This is a genomic window from Trinickia soli (assembly GCF_002879855.1).
GTDB lineage: Bacteria > Pseudomonadota > Gammaproteobacteria > Burkholderiales > Burkholderiaceae > Trinickia > Trinickia soli.
In genome coordinates, this window is sequence record NZ_PNYB01000027.1 from 58,416 (window position 1) to 72,845 (window position 14,430).

The window sequence follows — 14,430 nt, forward strand, 5'->3', positions numbered from 1 at the left end:
CTATTTGTCAGGAAAAGATTGATGCCAGCCGAGCGTCTGTGAAAGAGGGAATCACCGCGTCGCCGTGGCGAGCTTGAGCCCCAGGCCGACGAACGCGCTGCCGACCACGCGGTCCAGCCACTTCTTCACACCCGGCTTGCCGCCCAGACGCCGCGTAACACCGCTGGCGACCCAGACCAGGAACAGGCACCACACGATGCTCATCGCGACGAACACGCCGCCGAGCGTCAGAAATGCCAGCGCCTTGTGCTGGCTTTCGCCCGACACGAACTGGGGAAAGAACGAAACGAAAAACAGCACGACCTTGGGATTGAGCACGTTCGTCCAAAAGCCCTGCAAGAAGAGTTGCCGCAACGGCTTGGACACTTGCACGGGGGCGTCGCCGTCGCCGGCGCCGTCGGGAGCCGCTTGTGACTTGGCCGATGACGAGAATGCGAGCCGCACGCCGAGGTAGATCAGATAGATCGCACCGGCGAACTTGATGACGGTGAACGCCGTGGCGGATGCGGCGAGCAGCGCTGTCAGGCCGAACGCGCAGGCGATCGTATGCACGCAGCAGCCCGTGCAGATGCCGAGCGCCGACATAAGACCCGCGGCACGGCCCTGCGCGACGCTACGCCCGACGATGTAGGCCGTATCGGGCCCTGGCGTCACGTTGAGCAAAAAAACCGCTGCGACGAAAAACGGAAAGTGAACGATGCCGAGCATGCTTTGGCCCCCTTTGCTGAAAACGCCGACGCGCCATGTTCGCATGGCGCATCGAAACAATGCATTCGTCCGTACGGCCTGCCCGCCCTCGTCTAGGCCGGTTCGGGCTGGCGCAGCCGCTGACCGGGCGCGAGCGCGGCGCCGGCCAGAAATTCGCGCACGGGCAGCCGTTTGCCGCCCGGCTTTTGCAGTTGCGTCAGCCGAAGCGCGCCTTCGCCGCACGCAATCACGACACCCTGCGGCGAGACGTCGACGATCGTGCCGGGCTGCGCGGCCGCTGCACCCGGCTCTGCCGTGGCGACGGGTTCGGCCGCCCAGATCTTCAGTGCGGTGCCGTCGTCGAGGGTCGCCACCCCGCCGGGAAAGGGATCGAAGGCGCGCACCTGCCTCGCGAGTTCAACGGCGCTGCGACGCCAGTCGAGCGCCGCCTCGTGCTTGCCGATTTTTTCGGCGTAGGTCACCCCTTCGGCGCTCTGCGGCGTGGCCGACAACGCCCCCGTCGTTTCCAGCACCGTCAGCGCTTCGACGATCAGTTGTGCCCCTTGCGCGGCGAGCTTGTCGTGCAATGTCGCCGTCGTGTCGTGCGCATCGATCGGTGTGCGCGCCATCTCGATCATGGCGCCCGTATCGAGCCCGGCGTCCATCTGCATCAGCGTGATACCCGTCTCTACGTCGCCCGCTTCGAGCGCGCGATGAATCGGCGCGGCGCCGCGCCAACGAGGCAACAACGACGCGTGAATGTTGATGCACCCGTACGGCGCAATGTCGAGCACTTCCTGAGGCAGCAGCAAGCCGTACGCGGCGACGACCATCACATCATGCGGTGTCGCGCGCAATTGCCCGATTGCCTGCGCCGCCTCGTTCGGATACTTGCCCGTGCGCCGCAGCGACGGCGGTTGCGCGACAGGCAGCCCGTGCTCTACGGCGTAGCGCTTGACGGCGCTCGCCTGCAGCTTCATGCCGCGGCCGGCCGGCCGGTCCGGCTGGGTCAGGACGAGCGGAACGGGAAAGCCCGCTTCGTAAATGGCAGCGAGCGCGGCGGCCGCGAACTCGGGCGTGCCGGCGAAGACGACGCGCAGCGTATGGGTCATGGATCGGGCGAAAGCGGTGGACAACGTGCAGTAAGGGGACGCGTCACATCGCGTGCGCGAGCTTCTTCATCTTGGTCTTGATGCGCGTTTGCTTGAGCGGTGACAAATACTCGACGAACACACGCCCCATCAGGTGATCCATCTCGTGCTGGATGCAAACGGCCAGCAGCCCTTCGCAATCGAGCTCGAATGACTCGCCTTTTTCGTTGAGGGCGCGCACGCGCACGCGTTCGGCGCGCTCGACTTCGTCGTAGACGCCGGGCACCGACAAGCAGCCTTCTTCGTTGATCTTGCGCTCGTCGCTCGACCAGACGATTTCAGGATTGATGAAGGCGCGTAGTTCGTTATGCGTCTCGGAGACGTCGATGACGATCACGCGCTCGTGGACGTCGACCTGCGTCGCCGCCAAACCCACGCCGGGCGCGGCGTACATGGTTTCGGCCATGTCGGCGACGAGTTTGCGGATGCGCTCGTCCACTTTCGCGACCGGTTTGGCGACCTTATGGAGCCGCTTATCGGGGTAATTGAGAATGCTCAGTAAAGCCATGGTGTCAAAAGTTCGGTTTGTGCGACCTGGCCGTAACGTACACGATCGATCGGGACCTATGCGATAGGCCGTTCGGCCAGCTGGCGAAGCCCTCGGCAATGACCGAAGATACGCCGAACCGCGCACGCTTTCACGCCACTCGCCGTGAGACGCGAACGGGCGCGCAGGCAACGTTGGAGGTCGTTGGAGGTGATTTCAGATGATGAAAATTTTATCACGACGCTGGGCGGCGCGCAGGCAGCCGTACGAAGGCGCGTCGCGATGCACGCACGTTCGTTGAGCCAGGAGGCGCTCGGCGCGTGGCTCGCGCTGTCTGCCGTCCGGGGCCTGCCGTCGGCGGTGTTGCGCGAGCTGGTCGGTGCATTCGGCGATGCACCGACCCTGCTTGCCCAACCCCTCGGCACCGTGGCCGAGAAGGCCGGCCCGGAAGCCGCGCGCGCCGTGGCCGCCGCGGCTCGGATCGAGGTGGGCGAGCAGCTGGAGCGCACGCGTGCCTGGTGCGAGACGCCCGGCCATGCCATCGTGGCCCTGGACGATCCCGCCTACCCGGCCGCCCTGCTCACCATGCACGATCCGCCGCCCATCCTCTACGTCCGCGGCCGGCTCGAATCGCTGCATGCGCCCGGTATCGCGATCGTCGGGAGTAGAAGCGCCACGCCCCAGGGCGCGGACGACGCCCGGCGTTTCGCTCGTGAGCTCGCCGCAGCGGGCTTCGTCGTCGTGTCTGGCTTGGCGCTCGGCATCGACGCCGCCGCGCATCGCGGCGCACTGGAAGGGGGCGGCGAGACGGTCGCCGTGGTCGGCACGGGGGCCGACGTCGTCTATCCGGCGCAGCACGTCGCTTTGGCGCACGATATCGCGCAGCGGGGAGCGATCATCTCCGAATGGCCGCCAGGCACACCGGCCAAGCCGGCCCACTTCCCGCAACGCAATCGCCTCATCGCCGGCATGAGCGTGGGCGTGCTTGTCGTCGAGGCGGCCCAGCGCTCGGGCTCGCTGATCACGGCCCGCTTGGCCAATGAAATGGGGCGCGATGTATTCGCGATCCCGGGCTCGATCCACGCGCCGCTTGCCCGTGGGTGCCATGGATTGATCAAGGACGGAGCGAAGCTGACCGAGACGCCGGAGGACGTTCTCGAAGAACTGAAGCCCATGCACGCCGCCTCCAGGGCCAACGGTAGCTCGGCGCCGCGGCAGGCAGCCGAGCCCCAAGGTGCGGCAGGCCCGTCCTCGGCCGAGCCTCGGGCAGTACGCGTGGCGTCGCCGCCCCGCAAGCGGTCGCGCCCGCGAGCCGACGGAGCGCGTACGCGCCCCGCGGCGAGCGGCGCACGGCCGACGGCGTCGCCCGCCGCGCTGCCGCTATTCGACGAAGCCGACGCGGCCCAACCGTCAAAGGTCGCGCTTTCCGGCGCGGGCGACCGGTTGCTGGCCGCGCTGGGTCATGCGCCGGCCGCCCTTGAAGTTCTGGCTGCGCGCACCGAAATGGACAGTGCGACGTTGCAGGCCGCGTTGCTCGAACTCGAACTGCGCGGGCTTTTGACCGTCCTGCCGGGGGGCCGTTACGTTCGACACACGCGAAGCTGACGTCAAACGGCCGTCGAATCCGGCGTGCTACAGTCGCCAAACCGCTACCGGGAATAGAACAGAAGGAATGCATCATGCCCGCGCTGAACCTCGACACGGACTCAGACCGGATCGCCGAGCGCATCAACAACCCCAACACGCTGCTTGTCGCCTGCCTCTGCGCGCAGTGGTGCGGGACATGCCGAGAGTACCGCGCGACGTTCGACGCGTTGGCCAACGCGCATCCCGACATCTGCTTTGTCTGGATCGATATCGAAACGCACGCCGATCGTTTCGACGATCTCGATGTGGAGAACTTTCCGACGCTGCTGATAGAAGATGGCGTCACGACGCGCTTTTTCGGCACGGTGCTGCCGCACGGTGCGATCGCCGAACGGCTGCTGTCGGAGCTCACGGCCTTGCCGAACGCCGTGGGAGCGCCGAAGGTGCGACCGGCGCTCGCAGCGGCTTGAGCCGACCCTCCCGCGAATGTGCCGTGCCTGCCGCGGGCGGCACGATCCGTGCACACAGAGCACGCCGGCCGGCCGTCTGCGTTGGTTGCCCCGCACAGGTCCTGGCGCGGTGGTCGGCGCCGCCGACCTGGTGCTTTTTCGGGGGAACCGGACGCCGCTTGTGCGCCGTGTGCTATAAAGCGGTCGTTGAAGGGAACACAATCCGGGATCGGACCCCGGTCACTACACTAATCCAGTCATGTCCAAAGCACTGATCATTGCGGAGAAGCCCTCGGTCGCGAACGACATCGCGCGGGCGCTCGGCGGCTTCACCAAACATGACGAGTACTACGAGAACGACGAATACGTCCTCTCGTCGGCGGTCGGCCATTTGCTCGAGATCGCCGCGCCCGAAGAATACGAAGTGAAGCGAGGCAAGTGGAGCTTCGCGCATCTGCCCGTCATTCCACCGCATTTCGACCTCAACCCGATCGCAAAGAGCGAATCGCGGCTGAAGGTGTTGACGAAGCTGATCAAGCGCAAGGACGTCGAACGGCTCATCAACGCATGTGACGCGGGGCGCGAGGGCGAACTGATCTTCCGGCTTATCGCGCAGCACGCGAACGCCAGGAAGCCGGTCCAGCGGCTGTGGCTGCAATCGATGACGCCCGCCGCGATTCGCGACGGCTTCGCGCACCTGCGCAGCGACGCCGACATGCAACCGCTGGCCGACGCCGCACGCTGTCGCTCGGAAGCCGACTGGCTCGTCGGCATCAACGGCACGCGCGCCATGACCGCGTTCAACAGCAAAGGCGGCGGCTTTTTCCTGACGACGGTCGGGCGCGTGCAGACGCCGACGCTGTCGATCGTCGTCGAACGCGAAGAAAAGATCCGCCATTTTGTCCCGCGCGATTACTGGGAAGTGCGGGCGCAATTCGTCTGCGCAGGCGGCTTCTACGAAGGTCGCTGGTACGATCCGAAGTTCAAGCGCGACGAGTTCGATCCGGAAAAGCGCGATTCGCGGCTTTGGAGCCCCGCTGCGGCGGAAACGGTCGTCGCCGCCTGCCGCGAGCAGCTCGGCACGGTATCCGAGGAATCGAAGCCGTCGAGCCAACTGTCGCCGGCACTGTTCGATCTGACGAGCTTGCAGCGCGAAGCCAATGGCCGGTTCGGGTTTTCGGCGAAGAACACACTGGGGCTCGCACAAGCGCTGTACGAAAAACACAAAGTCCTGACCTACCCGCGTACCGACGCGCGAGCGCTGCCCGAGGACTACATCAGCACGGTGCAGAGCACGCTCGCGATGCTCAAGGAGAGCAACAACTACCTGCCGTTCGCCAAGCAGGTGCTCGATAAGGGCTGGGTCAAACCGAACAAGCGCATCTTCGACAATTCGAAGATCAGCGATCACTTCGCCATCATCCCAACGCTGCTGGCGCCGAAATCGCTGTCGGAGCCGGAGCAAAAGCTCTACGACCTCGTCGTCAAGCGGTTCCTGGCCGTCTTCTTCCCGGCCGCCGAGTATCGCATCACGACCCGCATCACCGAAGTGGCCGGCCATCACTTCAAGACCGAAGGCAAAGTGCTCGTCGAGCCGGGCTGGCTGCAGATCTACGGGCGCGAGTCGAGCGGCGAAGACGCCAATCTCGTTCCCGTGCAGAAGGACGAGAAGGTCAAAACCGACGAGATCGCCGCCCACGGCCTGACGACGAAGCCGCCCGCGCGCTACAACGAAGCAACGCTGCTCTCGGCGATGGAAGGCGCGGGCAAGCTCGTCGAAGACGACGAACTGCGCGAGGCGATGGCCGCGAAAGGGCTCGGCACGCCGGCCACGCGGGCTGCGATCATCGAAGGGCTGCTCGGCGAGAAATACCTCGTGCGCGAGGGCCGCGAGCTGATTCCGACGGCCAAGGCGTTCCAGCTGATGACGCTGTTGCGCGGCCTGGGCGTCAAGGAGTTGACCGCACCGGAGCTGACGGGCGAGTGGGAGTACAAGCTGTCGCAGATGGAACGCGGCAAGCTGGCGCGCGACGCGTTCATGCAGGAAATCGCCCGCATGACGCAGACGATCGTCAAGCGCGCAAAGGAGTACGACTCCGATACGATTCCGGGCGACTACGCGACGCTCGCCACGCCATGCCCGAACTGCGGCGGCCAAGTCAAGGAAAACTACCGGCGTTTCGCCTGCACGCAGTGCGAGTTTTCCATTTCGAAGATTCCGGGAAGCCGGCAGTTCGAGGTGGATGAAGTCGAAACGCTGCTCAAAGAGAAGCAGATCGGCCCGCTGTCGGGTTTCCGCAGCAAGATGGGGCGCCCTTTCTCGGCCATTCTCAAGCTTTCGTTCGACGACGAAACGAAGAACTACAAGCTTGAATTCGACTTCGGCCAGGATCAAGGCGGCGAAGACGGCGAAGCGCCTGATTTCTCCGAACAGGAAAGCGTCGGCGCGTGTCCGAAGTGCCATGCTCGCGTGTTCGAGCACGGCATGAGCTATGTCTGCGAAAACTCGGTCGCCAGCCCGAAGACCTGCGATTTCCGCTCGGGTAAGGTCATCCTTCAGCAGGAAATCGCTCGTGAGCAGATGGCCAAGCTGCTTGGCGAAGGGCGTACCGATTTGCTGACGGGCTTCAAGTCGTCGCGCACGGGCCGCAATTTCAAGGCATATCTCGTCAAGCAGAGTGACGGCAAGATCGGCTTCGAGTTCGAGAAGAAGGAGCCATCGGCCAAAACGGCAGCGAAGACGGCCGCGCGCACGGCGGCAGCCGGTGCCGACTCGAACGGCGCGGACGAAACGGCCGACACGGCCACGGCGGCTCCGGCGAAGAAGTCGGCTGCCAAGGCGCCGGCGAAAACCGCGGCGAAAACAGCAGCCAAGACGGCGGCAGCGAAGCCGCCGGCCAAGCGCGCCGCCGCAAGGAAAGCCAACGCCTGACGCGGTCTTTCGAGCGGACAGGCGGCGCATTCGCGCCGCCGCCCGGCAAATAGAAAAGAAGCCGAAAAGAAGCGCCCTGATGCGAAACACCCCCAAAGTCGGATCGATGTCCAACTTTGAGGGTGTCGTTCAGCTACACGCGCTCGTTTTCCAAATAGCGCCCACTGCAACCTGGCGCCGGAGAAGCCCCCTTCCCTTTGTCAGAGCGGCGAGGGCGTGCTGACTCGTCCACGTGGCTGGCGCACCATCTTCCGCAGCGTACTGTTACTGTCGCGCCGACCGCTGAACACCTCGGTCTCGACTTCGTAGCCCTCTTCGTCCGCGGCTTCGGCGGGTTCGGGTTGCGGCTGCGGGGTGGCAGCGACACTCGCGGGCGCTGGTGCGTCCTTGAGCCAAAGCTCGCCCAGTGTCCCGTTCGGCGTTTGGCTGAAGTGCTCGACGAGGTGATCGATGAAAGTGCGCACCTTGGCCGGCAAATGGCGGCGGCTCGGGTAGCCGATGTTGATCTCGACCTGCGGCAGCCGATAATCGGACAGCACGCGCACGAGATTGCCGCGCGTCGCATCGCTGCCGATCAAATAGCTCGGCAGGATCGCGATGCCCATGTCGAGCAGCGCAAACTGCCGCAACATTTCCGTGTTGTTCGCGACGATCACATTCGAGGGGCGCACGCGCACTTCCCCTTCCGGCCCCGTAAATACGCGCTCGTCGCCCCAGTATTCGGTCGGGAGGCTCAGGCATGCGTGGTCGAGCAGCTCCTCGGGCCGCGTGGGCGTGCCGTGCTTTTCCAAATAAGCGGGCGTCGCACAGACGATCATGCAGCCTGTCGTCAGCCGCCGGGTCACGATGCTTGCGCTGCGCACTTTCTGAGCAATGACGATACCGACGTCGAAGCCTTCCTCCACCAGATCGACGCTGCGATCCACCAGCGTCAGATCAGGCACCACTTGTGGAAAGCGTTGCGTGTACGTCTGCAGGACCGGCGCGAGATTGTGCAGGCCGAATACCACAGGCGCGACGATACGCAGCGTGCCGACCGGCTCGTGGTTGCGCGCGACGACCATCTGCTCGACATCTTCGAGCTCGTCGAGAATCTGGCGGGCGCGTTCGAGGTAGACCTGGCCCGATTCGGTCAGCGAGAGGCTGCGGGTGGTGCGGTTGAGCAGGCGCGTGCCGAGCCGGCCTTCGAGGTCGGCGACGTGACGCGTGGCCACGGCGTTGGAGATGTCCATCGCGCTGGCTGCGCGCGCGAAACTGCCGAGATCCGCCACTTTCACGAACACACGCATTGACTGCAAATGATCCATTGACGACTCCTGCCGCTTGTTTGTTACTCAGAAAAAATTCCCAAGCCAATTGGTGATTGTCCTACGACTTTGAAACGCGCGCAGAGTTGCGCACGTGGCCGGTTTTCTTTCGCAGCAAGAAACGAGGCCGCTCGAACGGCATTCGAACGGCGAAATCGGGGCATGAAGGATTCGCAAAAAATCAAAAGAAAAACCGCCCGAAGGCGGTCTTTTGCTACGCGTGTCCGCCCATGGGCGGCCGGGCGTCTGCGCGGTGCTGGAGAATGAAACCCGGCGCGCGACGCGCCGAGGAAAGACTCTAATCCGTCCCTACCAACGTCAAGCCGCGGTGAGTCGCCCTTCGATCTCGGCTTTCGTCTGGGTTAACGCAGCCGGCAACCGCTGACGCAGCGAATCGAAAAACTCCGCGTGCAGCGACAGCTCTTGCCGCCAATCGGCGTCGTCCACGGAAATCACCTGCTCGAATTGTTCGCGCGTGAACGCGAGCCCGCTCCAGTCGATGTCTTCATAGCGCGGCGACACGCCGAACGCATGGCCGACGCCTTCGGCCTTGCCCTCGATGCGGCCGATCATCCAACGCAGCACGCGCATGTTCTCGCCGAAGCCCGGCCAGACGAATTTGCCGTCGGGGCCTTTGCGGAACCAGTTGACGCAAAAGATCTTCGGCAGCTTCGCGCCGAGCTTATCGAGCCGCTCGCCCACGCCGAGCCAGTGATCGAAGTAATCGCCCATGTGATAGCCGCAGAACGGCAGCATGGCAAACGGATCGCGCCGCACGACGCCCTGCTTGCCGGCTGCCGCTGCCGTCGTCTCCGAACCCATCGTCGCGGCCATGTACACGCCTTCGACCCAGTTGCGCGCCTCGGTGACGAGCGGCACCGTGCCCGAACGCCGTCCGCCGAAGATGAAGGCATCGATCGGCACGCCGGCCGGATTCTCCCAATCGGGATCGATCGACGGACACTGCGAAGCCGGCGCGGTGAAGCGCGCGTTCGGATGCGCCGCCTTGCGGCCCGTTTCCTTGGCGATTTCGGGCGTCCAATCGTTGCCCTGCCAGTCGATCAAATGCGCCGGCGGCGTATCGGTCATGCCTTCCCACCAGACATCGCCGTCGTCGGTCAACGCCACGTTCGTGAAAATCACGTTGCCCTTGAGCGTGGCCATGGCGTTGAAGTTGGTCTTCTCGCTCGTGCCCGGCGCGACGCCGAAGTAGCCGGCCTCGGGGTTGATCGCGTAGAGGCGGCCGTCCTTGCCGGGCTTGATCCAGGCAATGTCGTCACCGATCGTCGAAATCGACCAGCCGTCCATCGATCGCGGCGGAATCAACATCGCGAAGTTCGTCTTGCCGCAGGCCGAGGGGAACGCCGCGGCCACGCGATACTTGCGGCCTTCGTTCGACGTGACCGTCAGGATCAGCATGTGTTCGGCGAGCCAGCCTTCCCTGCGGCCCATCGTCGAAGCGATCCGTAGCGCGAAGCACTTCTTGCCAAGCAACGCATTGCCGCCGTAGCCCGACCCGAAACTCCAGATCTCGCGCGCTTCGGGGAAGTGGACGATGTACTTCGTCGAATTGCAGGGCCACGACACATCGGCCTGGCCCGGTTGCAAAGGCGCGCCGACCGAATGCACGCACGGCACGAAATCGCCGTTCTCGCCGAGCACGTCGTACACCGCGCGGCCCATGCGCGTCATGATGCGCATATTGACGACCACGTACGGGCTGTCGGTCAACTCCACGCCGATATGGGCGATCGGCGAGCCGACCGGTCCCATCGAAAACGGCACGACATACAGCGTGCGGCCGCGCATGGCGCCGTCGAACAAGCCGTCGAGCGTGGCGCGCATCTCCGAGGGCTCCATCCAGTTGTTGGTGGGCCCTGCGTCGTCGCGATATTCCGAGCAGATGAACGTGCGATCCTCGACGCGTGCGACGTCGGACGGATCGGAACACGCCAGATACGAGTTCGGACGCTTCTCGGCGTTCAAACGCGTGAGCGTGCCGGCCTGGACCATCTGTTCGCAGAGGCGATCGTATTCTTCCTGCGAACCGTCGCACCAGACGACGCGTTCGGGCTTCGCCAAGGCGGCGATACGTTGCACCCAGTCAATCAGCTTTCGATGTTTGACGTAGGCAGGCGCTTCAACTGTGGTGACGCCTCCAAAGGCGGAATGATTCATCGAGCAGTCTCCGTTTTGTGATCGTTAAGAAGGAAACGGTTGTTGCTCGCTGACGCTGCGTGCGAGAGGCGCGCCCATGCGCGTACGTTGCGCGCGTGGACGAGTGCGTCAGGAGCGGAGAAGGTTGGCGCCGGGTATGCGCGCTGCGCGGGCCGCAATCGACCCGTGCCGCTGTTGCGGCCGGAACGAGCGCGAGCGGGCGAGCACTGCGCATGCGATTAGCGGCTTGCGCGGCGGCGCAACAAGCTGTTAAAAAGAAGCAGTCCTGCTTGGTGAACGCTTTGAGCATCGTGACGAGCTTCGTTGCATCGCTCATGCCAGCTTGGGTTCCTGTGACAGGGTTGGAACCGAGAAGCATATCACTCCGTCTATAGCCTGCATCGTGCGCTGCAACACTCACCTCCCTTGCTTATGAAGATTGCTATTCTCGACGACTACCAGGACGCCGTCCGTAAACTCGACTGCTTCCAACTACTGACCGGTCATGACGTGAAAGTGTTCAACAACACGGTTCGCGGCCTGGGTCAACTTGCCAGCCGCCTCGCGGAGGTCGATGCGCTGGTCTTGATCAGGGAACGCACGCGCGTGACCTCGCAACTGCTCGATAAGCTGCCGCATTTGCGCATGATCAGCCAGACCGGCAAAGTGTCGAGCCACATCGATCTCGAAGCCTGTACCGAGCGCGGCATCGCCGTATTGGAAGGCGTCGGCTCGCCGATCGCGCCGGCCGAACTGACCTGGGCGCTGATCATGGCGGCGCAACGCCGCATTCCGCAGTACGTTGCGAACCTGAAACAAGGGGCGTGGCAGCAATCGGGGCTCAAGACCTCGGCGCTGCCGCCGAACTTCGGCCTGGGCACCGTCCTGCGCGGCCATACGCTGGGCATCTGGGGCTACGGCAAGATCGGACGCCTCGTCGCCGGCTATGGCAAAGCATTCGGCATGCGCGTGTTGATCTGGGGCCGCGAGCATTCGCTCGAGGCGGCAAAGGCCGACGGCTATGAAGTTGCAGCTACCCGCGAAGCGCTGTTTGAAGAAAGCGATGTGCTGACATTGCATCTGCGCCTGCATGACGACACGCGCGGCATCGTCAAGCAGGCCGACCTGCTGCGGATGAAACCGACGGCGCTCTTCGTCAATACGAGCCGCGCCGAGCTGCTCGAAGAGAACGCGCTCGTCAACGCGCTCTCGCACAACCGCCCCGGCATGGTCGCGATCGACGTCTATGAAAGCGAGCCGATCCTGCAGGGCTACGGTTTGTTACGTATGGAGAATGTGATCTGCACGCCGCACATCGGTTATGTGGAACGCGAGAGCTACGAGCTCTATTTCAGCGGCGCGTTCAAGAACATTCTTGCGTTCGACGAAGGTGACACCGCGAGCGTCGTCAATCCGGAAGCGTTGAGCGTGGTGCGGCGGCGCTGAGCGGGGCTGCATCGCATCGCCGTTCATCGTTGCATCGCGTGCAAGCTGCGCGTGGGTATGCGTTGTCGGCGCGCGGCAGTTTGCCGACTTCTTCTTCGTTCAAACCTGACGAACGGCCAACTCCGAGAGCTGCGTCAGGCGTTGGAGAAACGCCTCGCCGTCTGCGCGACCGAGGTCGTACGCGGGGCGCATCAGTGCGGGCTGCGTGTAGTCCCAGCTCGAGATCGGTACTTTGCGCGAAGGTTGCACGTAAAGGCGTTGTTGCGAACCGTGCGCGACGACGAAGGTTTGCGGACGCGGATAGCGCCGTGTGACGAGTACGAGCACCCGCCCCGGTGTTTCGTCGAGGGCGCCGACAGGCACATTGTCGACCATGCCGCCGTCGAGCACGGGGCGTCCCTTGCGCCGCAGGACGGGCGTGAACGGCGGCGTACACGACGATTGCAGGATCAGATCGGCGAGTTCTTCCACGACTGCGCACTCCTGCACGCGGACAAACTCGGGCCGAAAGCCGAGCGCGCGGCCTAGCGTTGGATGAAGCACTTTGCGGATGTGCTTGTCGATGTTGTAGGCGACGAGACCCGCGACGACGGAAGCGCGCGCACCGAGCCAGCGTGGCACGCGCGAGACGCCGACGCGTATCTCCGGCGCTTGGGCGAGCTTGGCGAACGGCTCGCCGTAGATGTCGAGCAGCGCGCGTCGATAGATCGCGTAGTGCGGAAACACGGGGGCACCGCGACGCCAGAGATTGCCCCAGTAGGCGTTCTTCTTGTTGTGACGGAGCACGTCTTCGTAATAGCGCATGACCCATTCGGAGTCGCGCGTGTAGAGCATGCAGGCTGTCGCTGCGCCGGCCGAGATGGCGGCGATGACGCGGGGCGCGAGCGCGAGTTCGGGTTGAACGACGTCCCAGAAACCGGCCTGCCACCAGCAGCGGTTGCCGCCGCCTGCGAACACGACCTGATCGAACATGCTGAGGGTTCCTTTCTTGGGAGTGGCGGCGTGGCGGCGTGGCGGTGTCGTGCGACCGGTGCGCGGTGGCTCGCGCCGGCCCTGTGCGGACGCGGGCTGGCCTCGGTTGAATTCAGCTGGCGTTGGTTGGTTAGTCAGTTAGTTGGCTAGTTGGTCAGTGCATAGGTGGTCGTCGCGTGGACGGCCATCTTGCCTTCTTCGTCGACGAGTTCGATTTCGCCGAAAACCAGATTGCGGCCCATCCGCAAGACGCGAGCAGTGACCAACACATCGCCTTTTCGCACGGCGCGCATGAAGTTGATGTTCAGCGAGACCGTTGTCATCGGGCGGAATTCGCCGAGGGCGGCCGAGATGGCGACGATCATGGCCGTATCGGCCGCAGCCATGAAGACCTGACCGCAGATCACGCCGCCCGAGTGCCGAAATTCGCCCGAGAACGGGAGCTTCAGCGTGGCGCTGTCGTCCGAAACTGAGACAGGCTTTAGCGCGAGCGAACGCACCCAGGGCGCAAGGACGCGTTCGAGCAGATCGAGGATAGCGGTTTCGGTCATGGCGTCTCCATGCAGAGCATCTTTCCGGTGCCTGTGCTTGGCTTGGCGGGTCGGTACCGGCCTCCGGGTACCGCCGCGCTGATACGTTACAGTGCCGCCATCATACCGGGGAGCGAAAAATCGTACTTAATAGCGAGGCGTCATGCCCGGCCGACGGGGCCGGCGAGCTCCGCGACAAAGAATTTTTCGAAAAATGACGAAAAGGGCTAGGCAACCTCGAAAAAGTCCTGCATAATTCGCAGTCTCTTGGGGGCGTTAGCTCAGTTGGTAGAGCAGCGGACTCTTAATCCGTAGGTCGAGTGTTCGAGTCACTCACGCCCCACCACCGAATTCTGCTGTAGGAAATCAAGCACTTGCGAGCGATCGCGGTGCTTTTTTTTCGCCTATAGCCCGCGTGCGCAGGCGTCAAAAACTGGCCTTTGCCGGAAAACTGCCGGAACGGAAGAATCCAGACCAAGCGATCTCAATCTTTCGCATGGAGTCTGGAAATGGCATACATCAGTCAGCGCGGCGAGTATTGGCGCGCCGAAGTTCGTCGGCGCGGATACAAGCCCGTCTATCGTACGTTCGACACGAAGCTGCGTATTTCGGACGAACGTGACCGGCCGTTTCGGGATGGTGACCGGCGATTTCGGTAACGTGACCGGGCATTTCGGGAACGTGACCGAGCGGACCGGAAGGCAGGATTGGCGTTGCGCATGACA

At 63.9% G+C, this 14,430-nt stretch carries 11 protein-coding genes and 1 tRNA gene; 5 read left to right on the plus strand and 7 right to left on the minus strand.

The window, feature by feature from the left end; all coding sequences use genetic code 11:
• Positions 1-51: 51 nt before the first annotated feature.
• From C0Z19_RS23690 to def, 3 genes are all read right to left on the minus strand, one after another.
• Positions 52-708 (minus strand): LysE family translocator, encoded by a 657-nt coding sequence (locus C0Z19_RS23690; RefSeq protein ID WP_102612296.1) that lies wholly within the window; start codon positions 706-708, stop codon positions 52-54.
• 92 nt (positions 709-800) lie between these two features.
• Positions 801-1,799 (minus strand): methionyl-tRNA formyltransferase, encoded by a 999-nt coding sequence (fmt, locus tag C0Z19_RS23695; protein WP_102612279.1) that lies wholly within the window; start codon positions 1,797-1,799, stop codon positions 801-803.
• Positions 1,800-1,842: 43 nt separating this feature from the next.
• Positions 1,843-2,346: a peptide deformylase gene (def, locus tag C0Z19_RS23700; protein ID WP_102612280.1), complete on the minus strand. Its 504-nt coding sequence runs from the start codon at positions 2,344-2,346 to the stop codon at positions 1,843-1,845.
• 261 nt (positions 2,347-2,607) lie between these two features.
• Here def and dprA point away from each other — a divergent pair, with 261 nt between their 5' ends.
• The 3 genes from dprA (at position 2,608) to C0Z19_RS23715 (ending at position 7,293) form a co-directional block, all read left to right on the plus strand.
• Complete coding sequence (gene dprA / locus C0Z19_RS23705) at positions 2,608-3,930, plus strand: DNA-processing protein DprA (RefSeq protein ID WP_102612297.1); 1,323 nt, start codon at positions 2,608-2,610, stop codon at positions 3,928-3,930.
• A 74-nt stretch (positions 3,931-4,004) separates the two neighbouring features.
• On the plus strand, positions 4,005-4,382 hold the full coding sequence (locus tag C0Z19_RS23710; protein ID WP_102612281.1) for a thioredoxin family protein: 378 nt from the start codon (positions 4,005-4,007) through the stop codon (positions 4,380-4,382).
• A gap of 238 nt (positions 4,383-4,620) precedes the next feature.
• A complete protein-coding gene (locus C0Z19_RS23715) occupies positions 4,621-7,293 on the plus strand; it encodes a DNA topoisomerase III (RefSeq protein WP_102612282.1) in 2,673 nt (890 codons plus the stop codon).
• Between the two features lie 200 nt (positions 7,294-7,493).
• Here C0Z19_RS23715 and C0Z19_RS23720 read toward each other — a convergent pair whose 3' ends face one another.
• Positions 7,494-8,600 carry a LysR family transcriptional regulator gene (locus tag C0Z19_RS23720; RefSeq protein WP_102612283.1) on the minus strand — a complete coding sequence of 369 codons (1,107 nt, stop codon included), beginning with the start codon at positions 8,598-8,600 and terminating at the stop codon, positions 7,494-7,496.
• 318 nt (positions 8,601-8,918) lie between these two features.
• Positions 8,919-10,778 (minus strand): phosphoenolpyruvate carboxykinase (GTP), encoded by a 1,860-nt coding sequence (locus tag C0Z19_RS23725; protein WP_102612284.1) that lies wholly within the window; start codon positions 10,776-10,778, stop codon positions 8,919-8,921.
• Between the two features lie 411 nt (positions 10,779-11,189).
• Here C0Z19_RS23725 and C0Z19_RS23730 point away from each other — a divergent pair, with 411 nt between their 5' ends.
• Positions 11,190-12,203: a D-2-hydroxyacid dehydrogenase family protein gene (locus C0Z19_RS23730; RefSeq protein ID WP_102612285.1), complete on the plus strand. Its 1,014-nt coding sequence runs from the start codon at positions 11,190-11,192 to the stop codon at positions 12,201-12,203.
• 99 nt (positions 12,204-12,302) lie between these two features.
• Here C0Z19_RS23730 and C0Z19_RS23735 read toward each other — a convergent pair whose 3' ends face one another.
• Positions 12,303-13,175 carry a patatin-like phospholipase family protein gene (locus tag C0Z19_RS23735; RefSeq protein WP_102612286.1) on the minus strand — a complete coding sequence of 291 codons (873 nt, stop codon included), beginning with the start codon at positions 13,173-13,175 and terminating at the stop codon, positions 12,303-12,305.
• Positions 13,176-13,321: 146 nt separating this feature from the next.
• The gene (locus tag C0Z19_RS23740) at positions 13,322-13,726 is read right to left on the minus strand and encodes a PaaI family thioesterase (protein WP_102612287.1); all 405 of its coding nucleotides are present in this window, start codon (positions 13,724-13,726) and stop codon (positions 13,322-13,324) included.
• A gap of 249 nt (positions 13,727-13,975) precedes the next feature.
• Here C0Z19_RS23740 and C0Z19_RS23745 point away from each other — a divergent pair.
• Positions 13,976-14,051 (plus strand) — tRNA-Lys (locus C0Z19_RS23745).
• Positions 14,052-14,430: the final 379 nt, after the last annotated feature.